Here is a 21626-nt window from a genome sequence, read left to right as displayed (position 1 = left end):
GAAGCCGCTTAGGTTTATGACATGGATGCAGATGACTTCACAAGATATCTAGGAAGGCGTAGCGGGATACTATGCGTTGATCTCCGATTTGATGAAGATGCCAGAACGCCGAGAGCAACGGAAATCCACAAATCAAATGGTGATTATTCAGTATATCTACGCTATCTGACCTATCAATGCGACGCAAATCTCGATGACAGCCAATTCACTCAAGGGTATGTAGCTGGCGGGTACGGAGACTTAGATTCCGTAATTATGTCTTTGGAAAGCTTCTTGGATGTTGCATTGGCCTCATGGAAAAACTTCTCAAAGATGGGCTATCTAATCAGCCTTAATGTTGAACAGCTAAGCCAGTATGAGGGTATAAACTGGACAAACTGGATTCCTTCTGAACTATCTGTTCCAGTAGAGGCGGAATTTCAAATTATTCGTCCGCCAGAGTGGATTGGAGTGACAAGACTCATTCCATCCGTTGCACCACACTCCTGATAACTGTTTTCCGACTGCTTCCCCAAGAGTCCGCCGCACGGCGGATTCTTTGCTTGGCAACTACGGAACAACTACGGCAGCCAGCAGCAAAGCTACGTCCTCACCGCTTTCACTCTCGGCAGCAAGCCGCTGCACCCTGACTACCAGTCAAAACTGGGCATGAGGGCGTGAAGGGCGCGCCAGGACGAAGGCGAGGGGTGGAGCAGGAGATCTTGAAGATGGTCGAGGCCCAGTCGGAACACGGACACCACACGGTGTCCGTGTTTCTTGCGTTTCACGAGCTGCTTGGCGGCCAGCAGCTGGCCGGTGACGCAGGCCCAGATCAAGGCGGCGGACACGCAGGTGAGCAATGTCGACACGCGCTCCGCTTGCGTCAGACCGGTGTCTTCCAGATTGAAGCCTCTGGTTTTCAAAGCAGAGTGCAGGTTTTCCGCCTGCCAGCGCTGCGCATAACGGCGCAAGTTCACTGAAGCGTGGCCTCGGTAGGCGAGGTACAGGACGTCGCCAGCGGCATTCTTCGTGGCACACAGGCGCAAGGACACGCCGTAGACGACCATCCGGCGGTGCCAGCGGCGAATCTCGCCGGTCTGGAGTTTTTTGAAGCACGCCCAGACCGGCAGGTTGCCGGTCCCGATGGTGGCGGTGGCCGGGAGGCGGATACAGGGGGTAATGCCGTGCCCATCCAGAAAGGTGAACCATGTTTTGCCGATGAACTCCCGGTCCGCCAGCAGGCTTCCGATGCGTCGCTCAGGGCAAATCGGGTCAGGAGCGCTTCGCGCACCTGTTGCGAACTGCTCCCCCCGTGGGGGAGCAGGGTCCACAGCAGCGGCAGACTAAACCCGTCCCAGACGGCGGACAGGAGAAGAATATTGATCCCCTGCTGGCCCAGCTTCCAGTTGGTCCGGTCCAGAATCAGGTGCAGCTCGCCGTCTAGGAGGAATGACAAAGCAAAGCGCACAAACAGGTGATCGGGGACGTCAAAGCGGACAAAGCGTCGCAACCGCTGGTATCGCGTCTCCAGCGAGCCAGGAAGCGGCACATGGGTCTTGAGGGTGTACAGGACGACGCTGCGCGCCTGAATCATCGCGAGGATCAGGGCCGCCAACACCTCAAGACGACGGGCGTCAATAGGAAACGCAGACCGCAAGGCAGTCTGCAAGGTATCGTGAGGGTCGTGTCTTCATCGCAGAAAACACGCTACACGAGCCGACTTTTCCATGGCTGTCAGGAGTTTTGACTGGTAGTCAGATCGAAACCAGTGCTGCCCAATGAATTCACAATCCGCGAGCAGACACCGGATCTCCCGATCTGGACAGCGCTTCAGGAAGCGCTCTACAAGCGCTTCCCGTGTCCAGGAACGACTGGCCCCACCGTGCGGGAGCAAGGTCCACATCGGGGCAAGCTGAACCCGTTCCACACGGCAGAGAGCAGGAGAATATTGACGTCTCGCTGGCCAAGTTTCCAGTTGGTGTGGTCGAGAATAAGGTCAACTGGACCGGTCGAGAGGAAGGACAAGGCGAATCGGGGGAACAGCGCCTCAGGAAACGGGAACTGGACGAACCGGCACAGCCGCTGATCCCGAGTCGTCAACGATCCTGGGAGTGCGGCATGCGCATCTTCAAGCGGTACAGGACGACGATACGCGCCTGAAATCAGTGCCGTGAAGACGGCGAGCGTCCAGCGGAAAAACAGACCGCAAGGCGGTCTGCAAGGTATCGTGAGGTGGTCGGCTCCCAGGGGTTTTCAACGCAGAAACACCGTACAGGAGCCGACTTTCTGTTGCCTATAGTCCGTTTTGAAGGGTAGTTAGCAGCGACCTATCACCTCCGCACTCGGCAGCCCAGCTCAGTGAGGCGACTGCTCAGGAGGTCGGACATCACCGGTGAGAGCTTCGTACTGCGCCAACGCCCACAAGGGTTGAGCGGGCCGCTCAGGACGCCCCTCGCTGTAAGGGTGCCAACGGGCGAGGAGCATACCCAGGCGGTCTTCCCCTTGTGCGAAGGCCTGCAAACTCAGCAGCGCCGCCAACACGTCTTCTGAGCGCTCGCCAAATAGGGGGTGTTTTAAGGAAGCTGCTACCAAGTGCAAAGTGAAATGTTTTCACAAGCAGGGACCTGAGAAAGTACCTGCTTCAAGCAGTGTCGGCACTTTCTCCAAGTGCTGCTTGGGCATTTCTGGAGGCAGACCAAGTGGCAAGTGGCTTGCCAAGCCCGCAGTGCCATCGCTCTTGGCCTATTCGGTACTTCCAACTTTTGAAGTGAATCATCGCCTGCCGCGTCCTACAGGAGAAATTCGTCACTTCGCGTTTCGTAGCCGCTTCCTTAAAACCCCCCCTTGTTACTTGATGTTTATGCTGATCGGGTGAACGGCATCGTCTACCAGGTTCAGGGAGGGCAACTTACCCAGATGCGCGAGGAACGTTACGACTCCGAAGCCATCCTGCAGGACCTGCTGAGCGCCCACCCGGCGCTCTTAGCCGGCGAGCAGATCGACGCTGGCTCGCCCCGCCGCTGGCTGCTGATCGAGGCAGAGATTGCCGTGCCCGACCAGCTGGACGGTGTGGGCCGCTGGGCGCTTGATCACCTGTTTCTGGATCAGGACGCGCGCCCCACCCTGATTGAGGTCAAGCGCAGCACCGATACCCGCATTCGGCGCGAGGTCATTGGGCAGATGCTGGATTACGCAGCGCACGCCAGCAGGTACTGGCCGGGCTCGCGGCTGCGGGCGGCCTTCGAGGGCCGCTGCGCCGCGCAGGGACTCGATCCGGTGCAGGAAGTGCAGTCCATCTGGGATGGCGACGTGGAGACTTTCTGGGCACGGGCCGAGGAGAACCTGAGCGAGGGTCGCCTGCGGCTGCTGTTCGTGGCGGACCTCATCCCACCGGAGTTGCGGCGGGTGATCGAGTTCTTGAATGGGGCGTTCGCGCAGATCGAGGTGCTGGGCGTCGAGGTGCGGCAGTTCCGTGGAGGCGGCGCGCAGGTGCTGGTCCCGCAGGTGGTGGGACAGAGCGTGAGGGCGCAGGACCGCAAACCAGGCCTTACCGCCAGCTCGAAGCCGGGCGAGGTCTGGACGCAGGCGCGACTGGCGGCGCAGCTGACTGAGCGTGGTGAGTTGGTGGGGCTCACTCTGATGCATCGCCTGCTGGACGTGGCGGCTGCCCGGCAAGTAGAGGTGAAGTGGGGCCGGGGCCAGAAGATGGGTTCCGTTCAGCTCCGTCATCCGGCTTCCTCACAGAGCCTGATGTACCTCTATAGCGATGGCACACTCTCACTGAATAAATCGGTCATTCCGGCCATTCCTCCGTTTGACCAGCCAGCGCGGTGCCGTGAACTGCTGGAGGTCTTCCGACAGTTAGAGGATCCAGCCCGGGCCGGGGACCGGAAGAATGAATGGGAGGTGCGGTTTAGCGCTCTGCACCCAGCGTCCCCTCAGGCATTGGAGCGGGTGATGACCCTGCTGCTCGACAGCCTCGACAGCGCCGAAGCACTCCCCGAGGCCGGCCCACAGATGCCTTGACGCAGCTGTGATGGTCTAACTGACGACCGGAGATCCTTCCAATGGTCCGGACAGTTTTAAACGGCTTTGAGGCCGAAATTCAGCGGACTGGACGGTATAGTGTGCAATTCGTGGAAGTGGGCGTCCAGGCCGAGTTGCGACAAAATGGGGTGTTTGAAGAAACGCGAAGTGACGAATTTCTCCTGTAGGACGCGGCAGGCGATGATTCACTTCAAAAGTTGGAAGGACCGGATAGGCCAAGAGCGATGGCACTTCGGGCCTGGCAAGCCACTTGCCACCTGGTCTGCTTCCAGAAATGCCCAAGCAGCACTTGAAGAAAGTGCCGACACTGCTTGAAGCAGGTACTTTCTCAGGTCCCTGCTTGTGAAAACATTTCACTTTGCACTTGGTAGCAGCTTCCTTAAAACACCCCCTAGTCGTAGGCGGTAATAGACCTGCACAAGATTGCCTGGCAGCGGCCTACCCCGGTCCGAGAGGCGCTTGAGCCGCTCTTTGATGAGGCCGTAGAGCACCTTCACGGTCTGCTGGGTCCAGGTAGCCTTCTGTCAAGCTTGCTCGCAGGGCGTCCACAGTCTCATGCATGTGGTCCGTGCCGCGCAGGAGCCTGCGGAGTATCTGACGCTCGGCGCCGCTGACCGGCAACAGCGGCGCCCGCCGCACGTCGTCTTCGATCTACAGGCGCACCTCCATCAGGACTGCACCCCGGTCGCCCGGCACCACGCCGCTGGGCAGCTTGACCAGCGCCCAGACTTCGAGACGCGTGTCAGGGCGCCGCACGCTGGCCAGCGCCCCGTCCACTTCCAGCACCTCGATGATCTCCATCTCGTCCCCGGTCATCCCGGCATTGTGGCGGGTGAGCGGGCCAGCCAGCTAGCCAGCCTGCAGGCGCCGGAGATCGGCGGGCCAGATAAAGGGCGTCAGGGGCGCGGCCCCGTCTACCAGTTCCCCGCTCGCGCGGTCAAATTTGTATTCCTGTTCGCCCAGGGCCAGGCGAATGGCGCGGCTGGTCACTCGAATCTTTCGGGCCAGCCGCAGACGCAGCAGAGGCCCTTCGTACACGCACAGGACGATGCCGGTCCCCGGCTTCGTCGGCACCGCGACCCGCGCCTGCCGAGCCGCGCGTTCGTACAACTCCAGGTGCGCGAGGTGGATGCCCACGAAGGGGGCCTGTACCCCATCCAGGAGGTGCAAGCTGTCGCCGGCCCAGCAGCGGAACAGGGCGCGCTCTTCCTCGGCCAGTGCTTGGAGGCGTTCTTGGAGCAGGGCCAGTGGAATAGGGGTCTCTCCGCCCAGCAGGGGCCAGGCTCGCCGGGGGTCTACGAGCTGCACGACTGCCGGTTTCTGTGCAGGGAGCGGGGGCACGCCGGGCGCAGAGAAGTCAGGGGGTTCAGCTTGACGCCTCTTGGACGGTGCTAATGGTGTTGGACGGCCCACCGTGGGCACTTGAGCAGCTGGGCAGACTGCAACAACAGGTGGAGCTTTCAGCTCCGCTGCTGGCAGAATACCGGGCGAGGCAAACTCTTGCGCGGCCCAGCGCTCCTGTCCGTACGCGAACCGCAACACCTGCTGGGCCCGCGTGACCGCCACGAACTGCACGGCACGCTCTTCAACCGGGTCGCCCTGACTCATGGGCATGAGTTCCGGATAGAGGATGGTCACGCGCGGCCATTCTTTGCCTTTGGCGCGGTGCACAGAGGTGAGCAGCACGTCGGCGTCACTGTCTTCCCGGCACAGCTGAGCGAGGAGAGCCAGCGCGTCCTGAAGGGTTCCCTCGCCCGTGCCCCTGGACACCACCCAGGCGATGTAGCGCAGGCAGCGGGCGACGTCGAGGAGTTCCGTCAGCGCGCGCTTGGCCCCTTGATCGCCGTCAGCCGAGCGGGTGGCCAGGGGGTCGGCCAATGGCGCCAGGTACGTCCGCACCCGCTCGGTCACGGCGTCGTTGGCAAAGGGGCCCTGGGCGGGCAGCGTCCCCTCCAGGCCGTCGCGCAGCCGCTGGGCGAGGTCCCGCCCGGTCACGGCCACGCTGACTTGCTGGGCCATCAATTCCAGGGCCAGGCGAATTAAGGGCGCGTTCGTACGGCACAGCACGACATCGCCCCGGATGTAAGTCACGTCGGCTGCACTGACGTGCTCAACACGCCCTGGTTGCGCACCTGGCGCCGGCTGAATGAAGTCGGAGTGCGCCCGCGCGTACCGCACGACCTCATGCGGGCAGCGAAAGGACACGCTCAGCGGCAGTTCGACGGCATCTACGGCTGTTTTCAGGCGACTGAGGGCTTCTCTATCCGCGCCACTCCAGACGTAAATCGCCTGGTCGCTGTCGCCGACGAAGATCAGGCGTCCCGGTCGTTCATGCGGTCCCCTGAGGCCCAGCAGATGCAGCACATACTGCTGGCGGAGCGGGGTTAAGTCCTGGGCTTCATCCACCAGCGCTAAGGGCAGTGATCCAGCGCCGTAGCCCTGCGTGACGGGCAACCAGAGCATGTCCGTGAAGTCGGCCAAGCCCTGCTCCAACCAGAGGCGGAGCCCGGTGTCGTGCATGGCGGGAATGAGCGTCACCAGTGTTTCCGGTTTGCCTTCCCACTCGGCGCGGTCGGCCAGTTGCTGGGCCTGGTCAGCCGTCGGGGTCAGCCAGTGCTCCTCGCGGGCGATGCTCCAGGCGCGTGCGGCCGCGCTGTGGACCTTGCGCGTCCCTGTGCTGGTCAGTGCGGCGACTTTGCGGGCTTTGTCGTCTTGGAGCTGCACGGGCCCGGCGGCGACGTCGTGCAGCAGGCGGTAGCCGTGCGCGTGTAGGGTCAGGGCGCGCATACGGGGCGGGAGCCGAGCTTGGAGGTCTGCCACCGCGTGCCGGTTGTACGCGAAGTAGACGCCTCGCCCAAGATGCCAGGCCGCTTCGACCAGGGTGGTGGTTTTCCCCGCGCCGGCGGTGGCGCGCAGGAAGACGTGCCGACCAGTGTCGCGGACGATAGTCATAAAGTGCTGCTGCTCGCCCGTGAAATGCGCTGGAATCCGCCGGGTCACGCTGGGGTCTCTCCTCAGATCAGGGGGTGCGGTGGTCTGCGGGGCACTGAACGGACAAAGGTCGTGGCTTGCACGTTAGCGCAGTTTGCCTGCTGCCGGGGTGACCGAATGGGCGGTGATGCCGGTGCCGCTGACCAGGGTTGGAATGAAGAAAGGCGACCGATGGGTCGCCTTTGATGTTGCACAGTGTAGCACGGTATGCAGGATTCGCCAAACCTATACCAATGGAAGAGGGTCCCTGTGCGGGGACCCTCACCAGGCGCGAGTTCTCCACCAGATCCCCATCCGGCCGCCTGGATGTGCAGCACACCACACCCTTTATCGCCGGTCAAGGCGAAGTGCCCTGCGTCTGGCCCCGGCGCCCACGTCAGGGCCTAGCGCCTTCACCCGGCCCCTGGGTTCCAGCCTCAATCTGCTGCAAGAACGGGATGAGGGCGAAGCCGAGCGCGGCGGCGATCTGGGTGACATCCCCAACCGTCAGGGTGACCACGCGGCCTTCCAGGGCCAGGGCCACCATCAGGGGCGAGAGCTGGTGTCGAGCAGCAAACATCTCCACGGTGTCGACACCGACATGCGTGTCATACGCAGCCTGAAGACCAGGATGGACGTGAGGCTCCACCTGGAGATGTGGTGGCCGCGTCAACAACGCCCGGACTTCAAGGACCGAGAGATCAAGTGCTGTGCTCAGTGTCTGCACTGTCTGGGGGCTGGGGGTCGCGTCTGGTCGAAGGAGAGCGTAGATCTCGTTGCGGGACAGGCCACTGGCGTCCGCGAAGTCGCCGACGGTGTTGAGCTGCCGGCGGCGCATGGCGGCCGCGATGGCGTCGTGGAGTCGAACGGGTTCATGCTGGTCATGAGGGGTCATGGGTCTCCTTGAGGTGGTGGCCACGGCCACCGGGTGCTCACCGGTTGACGGGCAGCGGGACCGGTACAGGCATCAGCGGCTGGCCCAGCTGAAACCGGGCCTTTGCTGGCACGGGCGAGGGCATCACGGTGCCGCGTCCTTTCTCGGTGAGCCGGTACTGACTGCGGCGGCGCGGTTCATCCTCCCGGCCCAGCTCGGGGGGCGCCCACCACCGCTGCCACCACGGCAGGGCGGCGCGGGCCGCGTCATGCGCGGCCACCCCATCGGTGACCGCCTGCCGGGCCTCTGCCTCGGTTTCACCCGGGGCGGGCTCGTAGCGGTGGGTGACCAGGCCATGGTCTTCCAGCACCGCCAGGCCCACATAACAGATGGAGACGCGACCACGGCCGGTGAGGCCATCCTGAATGCCGACATTGCGGGTGTACCACCAGTCGAGCGGCCGCTGCTGCATGACCCGTAAGACCGCCTCCGCTTCAGGCCTCATGGGGCGCGGGGCAGGGGCCGTCACCGCGCCCCCTCAAAGGCGACCGATGTCATCGTGTCCACCGGGGCTGCTCGTCTTTCAGGACCGCGATCAACCCTTCCGGGGTCGACTGGAGGGTGTACCAGAACGCCAGGTGAGACGGGCCCGTGGCCAGGACTCCAGGCTGATACGTGTCTGGGGTCTGAAGGGTGTCTCTCAAGTCGGTGGCTGCCTCACCGTAGGTGAGCACGTGACAGCGGCCCTGCGCATCCTGAAGCAGCGCCTCGGCCAACACCCGGGGCTCGCCGGACGGCGTGTGGTCCACGTGTAGTTCGCCCCTCACCAGCGTGTGTTCAGCGGCCGCACAGGTCAGGGCCTGCAGCGCCGCCTGCAGGGCGGCTTGAGCCGGGTCAGGCGCCTGCGGGCGGCGTGAAAAGAGTGCAGAGAGCTGCTGGAGCATGAAAGACCCTCCTGAAGGGTGCGCCCGAGTGGCGCCGAGTTTGGCCTGTGCCTGAGAAGACGCGGTGACCGGCGCCGTGGGGTGGGCGGGGGGACGAACATCTGGGTCCATGTTCATGCAGTGACTCCTGTGGACAAGGGCGGTGGGGTGTCGACCCCGGCCAAGTCAGGCCGTGGTGGCTCGTGTGGCGCTTCTGACGGCTCCGGCTCAGCAGGTGTCGCCGCTCGGCCCTGTGCGTGCAGCCACACCTGGGCCAACTCCGCCAAGCGCTCGGCCGCCGCCAGGGTCGGCGCCGCCGTGAGGTGCGTCGGGGTGACACTCCAGTACGCGTCTCGGGCCGACGGAATATGCAACCCCACCCGAAACCGGGGCCCTGAACCGTCCACCTTGCAGCTGACGTGCACCTGTACGGGGCCGGTCCTTGCCTGGATATACGCCCTCAGCCGCCCTTGCACCGCCCTGGACAGCGCCTTCGGCAATTGGATCGGCGGCGCTGGTTGAAGGGTCTTGGGCGGTGACTCTTCAACCCAGACGGCCAGGTCCACCTCCTCGGTCAAGACCAGCTCGCCCAGGCATGCCCCATCCTGGGCATACAACGTGCCACGCACCAGAGACGCTTGCCCCCACCAGCGCCGTTCCTCGGTTCGGCGCAGCTCGTGAATGATCAGCACCCGCCCGTGCCAGGTGTGGTGCCGCACCGTGCAGGCCCAGGGACGGTCCCGCCGCCCATGCTGCGCCAGCAAGTCGGGGAGGCTCCGCACTCTGTACTGCACGCTGGATGTTCTCAGGGCGGCCCGGCTCAGCGGCAGCTGCTTGTCCAGTAGCCGGGTGACATACACGTCCAGGGCGTCCTGAGGTGCGGGGCCGAACACGTCCGTCAGGCTCGCGTCGTGATAAGCCGAGTAGAAGGCCGCGTCGTGCACGTCGCTGCCCAGGCTTTCCTGCGCGTGCGTCATCTCGTGCAGGATCAGCAAAGCTAAGCGGGTGAAGCCGGGCAAGCCTCGCTGGGCGAGCGGGACCAGGCGCCGGTCCAGGGCGATAAAGCTTCGGCCGTCGGTCCAGGCCTGAGCGCCCGTGCTGTCGCCCAGGATCACCTTGCGCTTGCCGTTCCGGAGCCGCAGCGCCTGGGCCGCGCGCGGCACGATTTTCTGCAAGCCCGCCAGCACGGCGCGCTCTTCAACGGTCCACTCTCCGCGGGGAATCTGGGCGTGCCGGAACACGCGGTCATCCACGTGCTGGGCCAGGTTCTCAGCCCACACGCCGTGCTGGATGGCCTCAAAGAAGTCCTGCTCGGCTGCGTCCCTCGCGTCCCACTGGTCGGCCACAGTGGCCTCGTCGACATCAGCGTTGGGGAGAATGGCGCGGCACAGAGCGATTTTGAATCCGGTCACGCTCGACACGCCCCACCGGGTGAGGGTGCGCTCAGCGAGCACCACCGCCAGCCCGTGCTGGGAGGCCTTGTCCGCCAGCGCCTCGCCCCGCGTGGCGGCCCCGACCAGCCCCCGCTGTGCGACCAGATTGGCGAAGGCGCTCAGGGTGTGGTCGCGGTCGTCAACCGTGGTGATGAGCTTGAGGCCCTGCACCTCGGCCCACGCCACTTCACCCTTCAGATACGCGCGGGCCAGGAAGGCCCGCTCACCTTCAGACAACTTGGCCTGCGCTTTGACGTGGGCCAGCACCAAGCGGTGCATGGTGGCCAGGATGCGGGTGCCCAACTCGTCCCGTTCAATCGTGCGCGTGCGGGTCAAGTTGAGGCGGAGGGCCTTCTTGCTGACGATCACGCCGCCGCCGGCAAATTTCTCGTCCACTTCGCCGATCAGGACGCCCAGGTTGTAGAGGTGGACCCCGCCGCCGGGCCGCAGGTCGTAATACGCGTCCTCGTCCTCAAAGGCCCACGTTTCCTGGCTGGGCGGCTGATTGATCTGGGCGCCATTCAGGAAGAGGGGAACGTCGACATAGCGCAGGTGGTCTTCGAGATGCTCCTGAAGGGTAAAGGTGGGGGCGTGCTTGAAGAGGGTGGCGTGGATTTGGGTGCCGACCTGCTGGGGCAGGTCCGCTGTCAAGGTGAAGGCGACGCCGTGCTCTTGGGTATTGACGCCGAGCTCGAAGGGGCCGGTGCGCCACTGGACGGCGCCGAAGGCCCAGAGCTGCGCGCGCCCGATGCCGAACCGGCCGTATTGGCGCCGGCCGCGTTCAGCGTCGGTGTCGTGGTCGAAGCCGAAGGTGCGGAAATACTGCTCGACGTCCTGGCGGGTGGTGAAGCCGCGGCCGTCATCTTGAACCGTGAGGGCGTGCATCCGGTGATGCTGGTCGGTGTGCAGGGTGACGTCGATGCGGCCAGCGCCGGCGTCCACGCTGTTCATGACGCACTCGGCGACGGCGCGCGGGAGGCTGGTGGCTTGGTGGTCAATCAGGAGGCGGAGCAGGTGGGGGCTGAGGTGAAAGTCCAGCAGTCCACCCTCAGCGGCGGGGACAAGGGCGACCGCGCGACCGAATCGGGCCTGGAGACGGCGGAGCCAATCCGGCGTCATGAGGGGTCCGGTGCTGGGAGAGGGTGCCCGTTCGCTCACAGCAGGCAAGAGAGACCGGCCAGGTCGGAGGAGAACAGCCACCAGAGGGCCACGCCGGCGAGGACAAGGATGAGGACGCTCTGAAACAGCCTTGCGCGGCGGCGCCGGACCCATTGCCGCCGCGTGTCCGGCCAGGTGGCCAGATCGTCGGGGGTGGGGTCGTCTTGCCGGGCCAGCCGCTCTTGGATCAGGAGCAGCTGAAGGGTGGGCCGCTCGGCATCAAACTCGGCCATGCGGTGGGCGACGGCGCGGAGGTCCCGGCGGTACTCGTCGGGCGTGAGGAGCGGCTGGGCCGCGTCCAGTGGTGACGTTGTCATGGAGGTCTCCTGGGTGAAAAGACGTGGCGCTGTGGTGAGTCGGGTGGTCACGAAGCCTGCCGCGCGGGTGGGGCCACCGCAACCCAGAGCCCGGCTTGTGGCCCCCGAATCACCTGGGCCGAGCGGCGCAGCGCCAGTCGAAGGGTGTGGTCCTGCACGTCCGGCGCGCCAGGCAGCGCCCGGTAGGCGGTGAGCAGCAGGTGCTCATCCCACGCCCGTTCGCCGATGTCCTGCAAGGCCGCAAGCAAGGCCTCCACCCAGTGCGCGCTGGACCACTGCGGCAGGGCGCTGACGTAGCGTCCATTCCGGAGCTGTTGCACCCCCAGCGCGGGCCAGACGGCGGCAAGCAGCGCTGGGGTCAGCGTTAATTGCGCGGCGGCCTCCGGCCCTGGAACAGCGGCGCCGAGTGGCAGAGCCGCGTGCCGGAAGGTGTGCGGGGCGTCCCCCTGATACAGCGCCCAGCGGCCCGGCCCCAGTTGGACCGTGTGCAGGCCCAGGCGCGGTGTGGCCTGAAGAGGAAAGGCGCTCACAAGGAGGCTCCACACCTGATCCTGGGCGGGCACGTCGACCACCTGGGGCACGGCGGCCCAGTTCCAGAGCACGTCACCCTCCGCTCGGCCGTGGGCGGCGCAGCGCAGTTGGGCACGGGCCTTACGGCGGATTTGCTCGACGCGCGTGGGGGTGCGCTGCCATTGCCGCGCGATTTCTGGGAGCGGAGTCCGCGCCGCGTGGGCCAGCAGCGCGTCCCAGCCCTGAGGCGTGCGCACCCCGGCCTGCAGGGCGGCCGCCAGGGCCGCCAAGTCGAGTGGGGGCTTGACCCCGTCGGGAATTGGGGCCAGCTTTAACCCCTCCACCACCCCGGCCCAGCTCGCAGGCAGGCGGGTCATGAATCAGCCCCTGGTCGGGAGCCCAGGCCAGGCACCCGGCGGTTGAGCGAGGTGGTCGTGATGGCCACCCCGGTGTGCGCGAGCAGTTCGGCCAGCCACCACCCTTCCTGGTGCAGCCCCTCGTGGGGCAGGTTCGGCGCAGTCTGGAGCAGAGCGACCACGTCGGCCACGGGACTTTGCCGGTCCGTCAGCCCCTGGTGCAGTCCACTGAGCACGGTGCGGCGCCCCAGGGCGACATCCGGTCCCGTGAGCCAGTGCCGCATCAGAATGAGATCGGTCAGCAGCAGGGCGCGCCACAGCATGTAGAGGTCCCCTGGACGGAGTGTGCTCGTCACTTCAGGGGGCAGGGCCGTCAAGCGGAGGGCCGGCAACTGATCCGCCGGCGCCCCCAGGGTGGCCCAGAAACGCCATACATCTGGAAAGGGGGTGGGGAAGAGGTACTGCCATTCGGTCCAGTGCTCAAGCAGCGTCGAGAGGTCCTGCAGGGCCTCGTCTGACAGGTCTTCAGTCTGGTCCAGGCCCAGCGCGGCGATCCGGTACTGGGCGATTCGGCGCTCAATGTGGCGCTGCCAATAGGTGACCAGCGTCATGGGCGCCGGGCCCAGGCGAGGACCTCTTCAATGGGCAGGAAATCCGCCCCATAGGCGCTGTAATGCACGCGTTCGATCCGGCCGTCTTTCCCGATCAGGAATTCCGCGGGCATCCGGAACAGCTCTCCATCGGACTTCAGGGCCGAGAGCCCCATCATCCGGAAGCCCTTGGACATGGTGCTCAGGTTGCGGGGGTCCAGCGTGCCGGCCAGGCTGAAGGTCAGCCCGTAGCGGGCGTAGGTGGTGTCAGCCGGGTCGGCCAGCACGGCATACGGTGGCTGCTGCTTCCCAATGCCCCGCCCCAGGTCGCTCAAGCCGCTCCCCCAGACACTGACGGTCTTCACGCCCAGGGGCACCAGCTGGTCCTGCACCGCGATCACTTCCGCGTGCCGGGGGTTGCAGATCGCGCAGGTGCTTTGCCGGTTCAGGCTCAGCCAGACCCGCTGCCCCCGCAGGCTTGATAAGCGCACTTCGCCGCCCCCCAGGGCAGCGAGCACGAAGTCCGGGGCGACGTCGCCGACCTGGAGCTGAGGGTGCGCCATCGGCCGCGTGGGGGCCCCGGTGGCCGGCCACAGGTAGCCGCCCACCTCTAAAGCCGCCAGGGTGCGGCGCAGCTGGTCAAAGCGGAGTGGCAGGCGCTGGGCCATCGTCTGCAGGGTTTGCCCTTGCAGAGCGGCGCGGTAGACCATGAGGTCGAAGCTCTCGTCATCCCCCGCGGGGACGTGGGCTGGCGAGGCGGCGTAGGCCTGGGAAAGGGGGACCGCGGGCGGTGCTGCGTCATCCAGGCGCAGGACTTCGCTCACACTGTCCCGGAGGGGGACACGGGGCGTGGCGGTGCCGCCCCAATGGTCCATCAGGCTGGGCTGCAACGTGGCCGTGACCGGTTGGTGGAGGAGCGGCAACAGGGCGTGCAGGAGGCGGTCACGGGCGAGGCCGTGCAGGGTGTGGGGCGTGATCTGACCGCGGCGGATGAGTGACCCAAGCGCGTCATCCAGGGAGTGGGCGCGCTGTTGGGCGTCGTGCAGGGCAGCGGGGTGCACGCCGGAGTGGCGCAGGGTGGTTTGCCAGGACGGAGTGACGGGGCCTTGAATGCCGCAGACATGCTCGCCTTTGAGGGCAACTTGCGTGGGTGGCTGGGCCGGGGCACTGAGGGTCAAGACCTGCACCGGGGTCTGGGGGGTGAGGTGGCGGGCGATGTCGAGGAGGGCAGCGGATGTGTTCATGGAAGCCTCGGGGCGCTGGCAGGGGAGAGGACACCGCCGCGCTGTCAGGCCTGAGGGTCAGGGGGCGCTGGTGCGGCAGGGGTGCCCCCAAATGGGGGAGGGGGAGACAATCCGGTCACTTCACGTCTGGTGACTCGACATTGAGACGCCGCTCAGGGAACTGAGAAGATGGGCGGGTACGCTGCGGCCCATGTCGGTGTCTGCTGGTCTTACACGCGTCCTGCTCATTGAACCCAAAGGGGTGGACGCTGCGCTTTTTCGTCAGATGCTCCAGCAGGTAGCGCCGCAGGTGGAACTGACGCACGTCACGTCGCTGGCCGACTGGCCGCCACACGACCCAGCTCAGGTGGTGCTGGTGAACGCCTGGCTGCTGGGCGATGCCGGGTGGCCAGCGTGGCGCCAGGGATTCCAAGGCCCGCTGTTCGGGTGGGGGCAGGATCTGACGGCGGTGCACCGCGATCAGGCGGCCGCGGCGCGGATGACGCTGCTGGCCAAACCCGACCAGTTCAATAGCATGCGGACGTTCGTGCAGGACTTCCTGACGCGGTCTGGGCTCAAGGCTTAGGCGGTCTGTTGCCCGTCTCCTCTCTGTGCCCGACTCTCATTTCATCTTTAGCTGGGCTTTATTCTGGAAGGGATGACGGCCCCTCAGCGGTTTCTTCTTGTTGACGACAACCCCCACGACCAGCTGCTCGCGACCGAGGCGTTTCTCGAACTGTGCCCGGCCTGCCACCTCACCGTCAAAGGGAGTGGCACGGAGGCTCTGTTTTATCTCCAGATGGCTATTGAATTGCCGGAAGTGATTCTGCTAGACGTCAACATGCCGGGCATGAACGGCTTCGAAGTCCTGGCGGCGCTCAAGGCCGACCCCCGCCTGGCGCTGATTCCGGTGGTGATGCTGAGCACATCGAATGCACGGGAAGATGTCTCGGCGGCGTACACGTTGCATGCCAGCTCGTACCTGGTGAAGGCGGGGTCGTTCGTGGCGTTCCTGGAGCAGATTGACGCGTTTCTGCGGTACTGGCAGCAGAGCCGCGTCACTCACCACTGAACCGGGTCTCCGGGTCGTGGTGCGGCGTCATGAGGGCCACGACCTGCGCGGCCTGGATTACGTCTGGCGTGCAGACGACGGTGAGGAGCTGCGGGGTGCCGGCGAGCGCCAGGACATTGGGACCAGAGCGCCGCAACATTGGGGTCTTCGCATCGGCGGCCGCGCCCAGACCTTCAAGGAGAGGCTGAAGAAGGGCCGCGTCCTGCAGGGCCTGCTCGGCGAGCCACTGGTGGGCAGCGTGGCCGGTGAGTCGTGGACCGATGCCCGGCTGCTCGATGGTGACGGCGACGGGGCGCAGCAGTCGCAGCAGAGAGGTGCGAATGTGCCCGGCGATGTCGGCCGCGCGGGATTGGAGGGTGCCCGGCCCAACCGTTTTGACGGTCTGAATCTCCAGACGGTCGTTCAGGATGGAAATGATGGCTTCACCGCGTGGGGCGAGCGAAAACGTGGCCGTGTAGTCCGGATGAAAATCAGCTGGTGTGTACTGCGCGCTGATCGTCTTGTAACTCGCGCTCCAGGTGTGATCGAGGGGCAGGGGAATGGTGGCGGGGCGGGTCCAGCAGGTGAACGCGCGCAGGGGAACGGGGAGCCCCAAGTGCACGAAGTCGCCGCGGGCACGGTCAAAGGTGAGCAGCACATCGTCCGGGGGCAGGGCTGGGGGGCGGTGGGGATGGGTCATGGATTCAGCGTACGGGGACCGCTGAGCGGAGGCGAGCGGCTGTGTGTGGAGGTGACACATCACAGACTGAGGAACATCAGCAGTGTGCCAATGGAGGCGTTAACCACCAGTGCGGGCACGGTGGCGTGCAGCCAGCCGATGCACAGGTCCGTCCAGTGGATCCAGAGCATGAGGCCGAACAGGGCCGCCAGGCCGACATACACGCCAGCGACCAGAACAGGATGCGGCCAGGCCATTGCCAGCGGCATCACTGTTTGAATGAGGAAAAAAACGAGCATTGCGAGCCAACGTGGTGTGGTCATGCCCTCACCGTGACTGCACTGGGGGTGACGCGTCGGCTCCAACCCTTGACGGACTGACCAGCGCCCCTGGATGGTCCGCCCTGACGCGAGAAGTGAAACAGGAACCCGCGCTTAGAGAAATAAGTTAGGGGATTTTCCCTCTTCTACACGATATTTTCAGGAATTTCCTCTCGTGTAGTGGGTATCCACTGCCGTCTCAAACTGAGCCTGCTGTCATTGATGTTATCGCAGGAAATCGACGCCACCGGCCTGAAGAACACAGCTTCTGAGCCCGGCTTGCTCGACGAAAGTTGAACACTTATCACAGGAAGAGGGCAATGGCTCTGCAGCGTTACGCCCTAAGCGCTGGTTTCTGTCTCACTTCTCGCGTCGAGCCACACCTTGCAACAGGCGGGAGAAGCGGTTCACGACCTGGACGACGAGCTGCGCGAGCGGCTGGCCTGGACACAGGCGCGGGCAGAAGTGGACGCGCGGGCCCTCTTGATCACGGCCGGGCAGTGGGCGGCCCAGCAGCCGGACGCCGCCACGGGGGCGCGGCTGGCCGAGGTGACGCGCGACCTCAACGACCTGATCAGTGTGGCCGCCGAGCTCGTGGCCTTGACCCAGCCCCACCTGCTCTGGACGGCGGCCAAGTCTGGCGTCTGTCCCGTGTGCAGCGGGGTGGTGCGCGCGCAGCCCACTGCCCTCCACATCGGTTTCCCGGGCAGACCTTCGGCACCCTGACCGAGCTAGGGCGCTGCCAGGATTGCCGGCGGCAGCTGGGCGACCTGCACGACCTGCTGGCGTTCGTTGCCGAGGTGGGGCAGGGCATGGGTGATATCGCCTCCGTCACCTTCGGCCCGGTGCCGGTGAAGGCCGACGTCTGGCTGGGCCCGGCGCTGGGCGCCATCCCCTTTCAGACCTATCAGGCCAACCTGGCGTCTGCGCAGGCCCTGCAGGTCGAAGCGCCGGGCACCGTGGCCGAGGTGGGGGTCCTGCGGGCCCTGGGCGAACCCTGGGCGCTGGCCCAGGCGAGCGGGCTGCTGGACTGGACCCCGCAGGGCCAGCGGCGCGGCGCTTGGCTGACCCTGGTCGTGTCGCGCGGCTGCAGCGTGCGGGCGTGGGCGCTGAGCGCGCAGGCGCCCACGGTAGAAGCCCTGGGCGCCCTGGTCCTGAACGCCTGCGCCAAACCCATGGTGGGTCCCCTCGGCCGGCCGGCGGCGCTGCTGGCCGAAACGCCCGCGCTGCAAGCGGCCCTGGGCCCGGCGCTGGCGGGGGCCAGGGTGCAGGTCCAGGTGGGCACGCTGGAGGTGGCGCAGCAGGCACTGGGGGCCGTCCTGGCCGAGGTGCAAGGGTGAGTGGTGGGGCGCAGGCAAGCAGAGCCTGGCAGCGAACTTGATCAGGTCCGATGGGGTCACCCCACACGCGTCACCCCCAGTGCAGTCACGGTGCAGGGGTGAACAAGTCCATGCTCATGACCCGCACCAGTTTCCAGTTCCTCGTCGTCCTGGCCGTCGCCATGGAGAGCGGATTGCCTGAGCTCGTCCTTCTCGCTCTGGGGTTGGTAGGCCAGTTCGCACTGCTGAGCTGGGGTCAACCCTGGTGGGCGGTAGGAATTGCTTACCTCCGTGGGGTCATGCGTGCGGCGGCGGTGCTTGCGTGCGTCAATGCCCTCTGGATGCTGGTCACTGGCTGATGGGCCTGACCTCGTCTAGGCTCCCTTCAATACCGAACAGACGCTCACACCTGACCCGTGCGCCCCTTCCCCTATCCCTATGCCCCACCCGGCCCGGCCCCCCATGACGTCCTGCCCATCTTCGACTGCGCCCGGGGCGAGCGCATCCCCATCTTGCTCCGCTTGAATTGGAGCGCCTTCGCTCCATGTCCGCTCACTCTTCTGCGCGGCGACGGCGTCAGTGGGCTGTCCAGCGATGCCACCGCCCTCGAGAGGCGCCACCGCAAGGCCGGTGACAAACCCCTCTCCTCGGAGACCCGAAAAGAGATCGAGGTCAAGCGCCTGATTCCCCATGCCACTGAGGGCGCGCTGCGCGACCACGCCCGCACCGCCGCGCACCTGGGCTACCGCTTGGTAGGGCACTCCGAAAAGGTCGTGACGCTGGCGCAGGCCGTGGTGGAGGGTCGCTGATCATTGACCCGCTCTGCAGTGGCCCGTTCGTCTTTGGCCCATCAGCGGGCGCTCAGGTCCTGCCCTTACGGTGAGGCATGGCCCTGCTCTCTATTCTCGCCGTGTTGGCCAACGCGTCATCTGCCCCGGTCACGCCACCGCCTCCGGTGGTGTGTCCAGGCATGCTGCGGCCAGCCCTGGAGCTCATCGTCAAAAACGAACGGGGTCAGGTGCTCAGCCAGTTCGGCTGGCCGGTCACGGAGGCCGCGTGGCTCAAGGTGACGAAGATTGGTGAGCGCTACACCGTGACGATCAACCGCCGCTGGTATCAGCCACAGACCATCCCAAACATCAAGGTGATGCGAGATGACTGTGGGCCGGCGAAACCCACGCGGGTCGTCGCGCGCCTTCAACCGGTGCCCGGCGCACCCGTCATTCGGGAGTTCCGTATCGTCAACGTGAATTCGGACAACCTGATGGTCGTGGGGTATTGGCCGTACTTCCAGCGGTACACAACGTTCCTAGACGCCCCGGGCAGCGTGAGCCGCAAGGTGGTGTGGACGAGCAGCCGCCCTGACGTCGCCACCATTGACCAGAGCGGCATGCTGCGCTCCGTCTGCAACCGCGAACCTGGGCGCACGACCATTACCGCCACGCTCAAAGTGGACCCGACGCAGGTTTCCAGCACCGTCTTTGGTCGGGGCGGTGGGGGGATGATGTGCCCGCGAGGGGCGGTTGACCGCTGAGCGTCCCAGCGGATGTCAAGCGGTGTCAGGTCATGACGTGTCTGTAGCCGCCTGGGGCTCCACCCATCTGACCTGAACCAGGGCAGCGTTACCCTGGAGCCGTGTCCATCGTCCTGCTGATTCTCGGTGTCCTGCTCGTCTCGGTGCTGGTGGGCTGGCTGTCCGCCCAGGGGAAGTCTTCCAGAGTCAGTACCCGATCCGTCCCCACCAGCCTGCCCGTTCAGGCCAAGCGGTACTTCTTCGCCCGCAGTGAACGCGCCCTGTACGACCTCCTGACCCAGATGCTCGCCGGCACCTCCTATCAGGTCTTTCCCAATGTGCGCCTCAACGACCTGTTCCTGATCAAGGGGAAGGGCACGGCCCATCAGGCCACGCTGGGCCGCCTGCGGGACAAGCACGTGGATTTCGTGATCGTGGACGCTGGGCAGGATTTCCGCCCTCTCGTGGCCATCGAACTGGATGGGGCCAGCCATGAGGCCGCCGCTCAGAAGTACCGCGACCAGGTCAAGGACGTCATCTTCCGCAGTGGCGGCCTGCCTTTGCTCCGCTTGAAAACTAGTGACCCCCACTCGTCCGCTAGCTTGAAGGTGCTGCTGGCGCCTTACCTGGGGCAGGTGAAGGTTGCCCGAGCACGTTGATCAGAGAGGACCAACCGAGCAGATGCATGGTGGAGATCGACAGGAATCGGAGACCCGCCTTGCCAAACCCAAGGACAGGGGGCCTCAACGTGCCGGAAATAGCAGATGGCGGCATGTTCCGGCACCAATCTAGGGTCCTGATGGCCATAAGGGAAAACGAAAGTACGAATTCCATGCGAAGAATCGGCAGAAGAGATATGCAATTGGGCCGTGCATCTCCCAATAACCCCTTGACGCCCCGTTCCAGGATCACGAAAGGCGCGTGCTGTGAGCATAGTCGCGTTGCGCTATGCAACCTAGCCACTGATTGGACAGGGCTTAACGCGAAATGGAGGTTTCTGATGGCCAAACCACTTTATATTCAGTAAATATGCCCGACAATAAGAAACATCATTATGTCCCAAAATTCTATCTGAGGAACTTCGCTACCCGGCTTGACCTCCCTTCAAAAAAAAGAGTCCAAATTCATCAGCTAGATGTAAATAACTTAACATGGCGATATAATATAGGCCTCAAGGATCAATGTCAGTCCCCTTATCTCTATGGCAAAGGTCCTGAGCTTGAAAATCTATTGAAAGATTTTGAGGGTGAGTTCGCTTCTGTATTTCGAACCGTCATTAGTGATGGTGCTAAAAGTCTTCGTGAACCGTATATAGAATTGTACATAAGATATTTTGCAATTCTCTCACTTCTTCGCACTCCCAGACAACAGCGGTATCTTGATGATTCACTCAATAATCTAGTATCTCAAATTGTCGATAACAATTACCCTGAATACAAGGATCAATTAAGGATTCAGTACGATGGATTCTTTCACCTTGCAATCGGTCATCTGTCGCACTTTGCCATCTCGCTTGATGGAATGAGACCTATCTTAGTTCATTCAAGAGACGCTCAGTTCGTGACCAGCGACAATCCGGTTATCCGTCACAATCAGATTCTCCGTGCCTACAACAAAACCCACCCATGCCTAGGCTTTCTTGCAAAAGGCTTACAGATTTTTATCCCCTTGTCTCCTCAATATATGATCATTCTCTTTGACGAGGATGCCTATAAAGCAAAAGGGGAATTTTTCGAGTGTTCTCAGGAAGATATTAGGCTTCTCAACGGTCTTCAGGTTCTCAATTGCGATAGCTCAGTATATTTTCGTCCAAAGAAGCTATTAAACACATTGATTTGAAGTATGCAAAACGGAAAGACCGAAATTTAGGGAGAAGCAAGTTCGTAAGTATGAAGCACGCTACAGATCCACTGCGAGAGCTAGTCCTTCAACAGGAAGAACGATTGATTCCGAATATTCCATTATCCTTCTTGAAACCTAAGATCCGCCCGTATGTTGATCCAAAGAAGATTATTGCGCCTACTAGAAGAGATCCTGAGCTTATCAGGCAATTGGCAGACTACGTAGAAAGGGAATCCCTGCGTCAAGCTACGGAAGATATTATTTCGGAAAAGTTTATCAATCAATCGTGAGATTTTTCAGTAATTTATTTATACTCTCCTTAGTACCGCATTCAATCCAAGCGAATTCAGCTGCATGTTGCAATATCTGCTCAATAGCATCAGCAATTATTTCATTGTAGTTCAGTGCCTCTTCTTCTAGAGATACCTGCGGTTAAAAGACTGCGCGGGTTGGGACGCCTTCGCCACCATAAATTTCACGTCGGTTCTTAGAAGGTACCAAGAACGCTATGCAAAAAGGGGG

General features: G+C 63.7%; 24 protein-coding genes and 2 pseudogenes. 12 read left to right on the top strand and 14 right to left on the bottom strand.

Going from position 1 to position 21626, the window contains the following annotated elements; all coding sequences use genetic code 11:
* Positions 1–21: 21 nt before the first annotated feature.
* Positions 22–489 carry a hypothetical protein gene (locus tag K7W42_RS12735; protein WP_224575103.1) on the top strand — a complete coding sequence of 156 codons (468 nt, stop codon included), beginning with the start codon at positions 22–24 and terminating at the stop codon, positions 487–489.
* A 140-nt stretch (positions 490–629) separates the two neighbouring features.
* On the opposite strand, the pseudogene K7W42_RS12730 reads toward K7W42_RS12735, so the two are convergent.
* Positions 630–1648: pseudogene (locus K7W42_RS12730) on the bottom strand (IS4 family transposase).
* 93 nt (positions 1649–1741) lie between these two features.
* Positions 1742–2236 (bottom strand): annotated as a pseudogene (locus tag K7W42_RS12725) (transposase family protein); the annotation flags it as partial.
* 614 nt (positions 2237–2850) lie between these two features.
* On the opposite strand from K7W42_RS12725, the gene K7W42_RS12720 reads away from it, so the two are divergent.
* Positions 2851–4005, top strand: coding sequence for a PDDEXK family nuclease (locus K7W42_RS12720; protein WP_224575101.1), 1155 nt, complete (start codon positions 2851–2853; stop codon positions 4003–4005).
* Between the two features lie 672 nt (positions 4006–4677).
* Here K7W42_RS12720 and K7W42_RS12715 read toward each other — a convergent pair.
* From K7W42_RS12715 to K7W42_RS12670, 10 genes are all read right to left on the bottom strand, one after another.
* Complete coding sequence (locus K7W42_RS12715) at positions 4678–4842, bottom strand: hypothetical protein (RefSeq protein WP_224575100.1); 165 nt, start codon at positions 4840–4842, stop codon at positions 4678–4680.
* A gap of 33 nt (positions 4843–4875) precedes the next feature.
* Entirely contained in the window at positions 4876–7026 is a 2151-nt protein-coding gene (locus K7W42_RS12710; protein WP_224575098.1) for a UvrD-helicase domain-containing protein, read from the bottom strand.
* 367 nt (positions 7027–7393) lie between these two features.
* Complete coding sequence (locus K7W42_RS12705) at positions 7394–7891, bottom strand: helix-turn-helix domain-containing protein (RefSeq protein ID WP_224575096.1); 498 nt, start codon at positions 7889–7891, stop codon at positions 7394–7396.
* Positions 7892–7928: 37 nt separating this feature from the next.
* On the bottom strand, positions 7929–8399 hold the full coding sequence (locus K7W42_RS12700; protein ID WP_224575094.1) for a hypothetical protein: 471 nt from the start codon (positions 8397–8399) through the stop codon (positions 7929–7931).
* A gap of 25 nt (positions 8400–8424) precedes the next feature.
* Positions 8425–8814 (bottom strand): hypothetical protein, encoded by a 390-nt coding sequence (locus K7W42_RS12695; RefSeq protein WP_224575092.1) that lies wholly within the window; start codon positions 8812–8814, stop codon positions 8425–8427.
* A gap of 113 nt (positions 8815–8927) precedes the next feature.
* On the bottom strand, positions 8928–11345 hold the full coding sequence (locus tag K7W42_RS12690) for an ATP-binding protein (protein WP_224575090.1): 2418 nt from the start codon (positions 11343–11345) through the stop codon (positions 8928–8930).
* Positions 11346–11380: 35 nt separating this feature from the next.
* A complete protein-coding gene (locus K7W42_RS12685; RefSeq protein WP_224575088.1) occupies positions 11381–11701 on the bottom strand; it encodes a hypothetical protein in 321 nt (106 codons plus the stop codon).
* Positions 11702–11748: 47 nt separating this feature from the next.
* Complete coding sequence (locus K7W42_RS12680) at positions 11749–12588, bottom strand: hypothetical protein (RefSeq protein ID WP_224575086.1); 840 nt, start codon at positions 12586–12588, stop codon at positions 11749–11751.
* Positions 12585–13178, bottom strand: a complete 594-nt coding sequence (locus K7W42_RS12675) for a hypothetical protein (protein WP_224575084.1) — start codon at positions 13176–13178, stop codon at positions 12585–12587. The genes K7W42_RS12680 and K7W42_RS12675 overlap by 4 nt, the downstream gene beginning before the upstream one ends.
* Positions 13175–14401 carry a redoxin domain-containing protein gene (locus K7W42_RS12670; protein ID WP_224575082.1) on the bottom strand — a complete coding sequence of 409 codons (1227 nt, stop codon included), beginning with the start codon at positions 14399–14401 and terminating at the stop codon, positions 13175–13177. The genes K7W42_RS12675 and K7W42_RS12670 overlap by 4 nt, the downstream gene beginning before the upstream one ends.
* 190 nt (positions 14402–14591) lie before the next feature.
* On the opposite strand from K7W42_RS12670, the gene K7W42_RS12665 reads away from it, so the two are divergent.
* Positions 14592–14966, top strand: coding sequence for a hypothetical protein (locus tag K7W42_RS12665; RefSeq protein WP_224575081.1), 375 nt, complete (start codon positions 14592–14594; stop codon positions 14964–14966).
* 72 nt (positions 14967–15038) lie between these two features.
* Positions 15039–15452: a response regulator gene (locus tag K7W42_RS12660; RefSeq protein WP_224575080.1), complete on the top strand. Its 414-nt coding sequence runs from the start codon at positions 15039–15041 to the stop codon at positions 15450–15452.
* On the opposite strand, the gene K7W42_RS12655 is transcribed toward K7W42_RS12660, so the two are convergent.
* Positions 15439–16131, bottom strand: a complete 693-nt coding sequence (locus K7W42_RS12655) for a hypothetical protein (RefSeq protein WP_224575079.1) — start codon at positions 16129–16131, stop codon at positions 15439–15441. The two genes, K7W42_RS12660 and K7W42_RS12655, sit on opposite strands and share 14 nt — an antisense overlap.
* 59 nt (positions 16132–16190) lie before the next feature.
* The gene (locus K7W42_RS12650) at positions 16191–16433 is read right to left on the bottom strand and encodes a hypothetical protein (RefSeq protein WP_224575078.1); all 243 of its coding nucleotides are present in this window, start codon (positions 16431–16433) and stop codon (positions 16191–16193) included.
* 381 nt (positions 16434–16814) lie between these two features.
* On the opposite strand from K7W42_RS12650, the gene K7W42_RS12645 reads away from it, so the two are divergent.
* The 8 genes from K7W42_RS12645 to K7W42_RS12610 all read left to right on the top strand — a co-directional run bounded on the left by K7W42_RS12645 (position 16815) and on the right by K7W42_RS12610 (position 21394).
* The gene (locus K7W42_RS12645) at positions 16815–17156 is read left to right on the top strand and encodes a hypothetical protein (RefSeq protein ID WP_224575077.1); all 342 of its coding nucleotides are present in this window, start codon (positions 16815–16817) and stop codon (positions 17154–17156) included.
* A gap of 86 nt (positions 17157–17242) precedes the next feature.
* The gene (locus K7W42_RS12640; protein ID WP_224575076.1) at positions 17243–17770 is read left to right on the top strand and encodes a hypothetical protein; all 528 of its coding nucleotides are present in this window, start codon (positions 17243–17245) and stop codon (positions 17768–17770) included.
* 98 nt (positions 17771–17868) lie between these two features.
* Positions 17869–18108 (top strand): hypothetical protein, encoded by a 240-nt coding sequence (locus K7W42_RS12635; protein WP_224575075.1) that lies wholly within the window; start codon positions 17869–17871, stop codon positions 18106–18108.
* 57 nt (positions 18109–18165) lie between these two features.
* Entirely contained in the window at positions 18166–18558 is a 393-nt protein-coding gene (locus K7W42_RS12630; RefSeq protein ID WP_224575073.1) for a hypothetical protein, read from the top strand.
* A 77-nt stretch (positions 18559–18635) separates the two neighbouring features.
* Positions 18636–19283 carry an Ig-like domain-containing protein gene (locus tag K7W42_RS12625; protein ID WP_224575071.1) on the top strand — a complete coding sequence of 216 codons (648 nt, stop codon included), beginning with the start codon at positions 18636–18638 and terminating at the stop codon, positions 19281–19283.
* Between the two features lie 101 nt (positions 19284–19384).
* Positions 19385–19921 (top strand): DUF2726 domain-containing protein, encoded by a 537-nt coding sequence (locus K7W42_RS12620; RefSeq protein ID WP_224575069.1) that lies wholly within the window; start codon positions 19385–19387, stop codon positions 19919–19921.
* Between the two features lie 370 nt (positions 19922–20291).
* Positions 20292–21101, top strand: coding sequence for a DUF4238 domain-containing protein (locus K7W42_RS12615; RefSeq protein ID WP_224575068.1), 810 nt, complete (start codon positions 20292–20294; stop codon positions 21099–21101).
* A 50-nt stretch (positions 21102–21151) separates the two neighbouring features.
* Entirely contained in the window at positions 21152–21394 is a 243-nt protein-coding gene (locus tag K7W42_RS12610; protein WP_224575066.1) for a hypothetical protein, read from the top strand.
* Positions 21395–21626 lie beyond the last annotated feature (232 nt).

The sequence above is a fragment of the Deinococcus betulae genome (assembly GCF_020166395.1).
GTDB classification, from domain to species: domain Bacteria; phylum Deinococcota; class Deinococci; order Deinococcales; family Deinococcaceae; genus Deinococcus; species Deinococcus betulae.
Note: the sequence above shows the minus strand (reverse complement) of the source record. Positions and strands in the feature narration are given on the sequence as shown.

What these genes read in the sequence shown, in the direction of transcription:
- K7W42_RS12695 (WP_224575092.1), bottom strand. Translation starts at nt 8,814, where the DNA reads ATGCTCCAGCAGCTCTCTGCACTCTTTTCACGCCGCCCGCAGGCGCCT.
- K7W42_RS12680 (WP_224575086.1), bottom strand. Translation starts at nt 12,588, where the DNA reads ATGACCCGCCTGCCTGCGAGCTGGGCCGGGGTGGTGGAGGGGTTAAAG.
- K7W42_RS12660 (WP_224575080.1), top strand. Translation starts at nt 15,039, where the DNA reads ATGACGGCCCCTCAGCGGTTTCTTCTTGTTGACGACAACCCCCACGAC.
- K7W42_RS12690 (WP_224575090.1), bottom strand. Translation starts at nt 11,345, where the DNA reads ATGACGCCGGATTGGCTCCGCCGTCTCCAGGCCCGATTCGGTCGCGCG.
- K7W42_RS12675 (WP_224575084.1), bottom strand. Translation starts at nt 13,178, where the DNA reads ATGACGCTGGTCACCTATTGGCAGCGCCACATTGAGCGCCGAATCGCC.
- K7W42_RS12650 (WP_224575078.1), bottom strand. Translation starts at nt 16,433, where the DNA reads ATGACCACACCACGTTGGCTCGCAATGCTCGTTTTTTTCCTCATTCAA.
- K7W42_RS12640 (WP_224575076.1), top strand. Translation starts at nt 17,243, where the DNA reads ATGGGTGATATCGCCTCCGTCACCTTCGGCCCGGTGCCGGTGAAGGCC.
- K7W42_RS12685 (WP_224575088.1), bottom strand. Translation starts at nt 11,701, where the DNA reads ATGACAACGTCACCACTGGACGCGGCCCAGCCGCTCCTCACGCCCGAC.
- K7W42_RS12715 (WP_224575100.1), bottom strand. Translation starts at nt 4,842, where the DNA reads ATGACCGGGGACGAGATGGAGATCATCGAGGTGCTGGAAGTGGACGGG.
- K7W42_RS12625 (WP_224575071.1), top strand. Translation starts at nt 18,636, where the DNA reads ATGGCCCTGCTCTCTATTCTCGCCGTGTTGGCCAACGCGTCATCTGCC.
- K7W42_RS12705 (WP_224575096.1), bottom strand. Translation starts at nt 7,891, where the DNA reads ATGACCCCTCATGACCAGCATGAACCCGTTCGACTCCACGACGCCATC.
- K7W42_RS12665 (WP_224575081.1), top strand. Translation starts at nt 14,592, where the DNA reads ATGTCGGTGTCTGCTGGTCTTACACGCGTCCTGCTCATTGAACCCAAA.
- K7W42_RS12655 (WP_224575079.1), bottom strand. Translation starts at nt 16,131, where the DNA reads ATGACCCATCCCCACCGCCCCCCAGCCCTGCCCCCGGACGATGTGCTG.
- K7W42_RS12615 (WP_224575068.1), top strand. Translation starts at nt 20,292, where the DNA reads ATGCCCGACAATAAGAAACATCATTATGTCCCAAAATTCTATCTGAGG.
- K7W42_RS12670 (WP_224575082.1), bottom strand. Translation starts at nt 14,401, where the DNA reads ATGAACACATCCGCTGCCCTCCTCGACATCGCCCGCCACCTCACCCCC.
- K7W42_RS12610 (WP_224575066.1), top strand. Translation starts at nt 21,152, where the DNA reads ATGAAGCACGCTACAGATCCACTGCGAGAGCTAGTCCTTCAACAGGAA.
- K7W42_RS12735 (WP_224575103.1), top strand. Translation starts at nt 22, where the DNA reads ATGGATGCAGATGACTTCACAAGATATCTAGGAAGGCGTAGCGGGATA.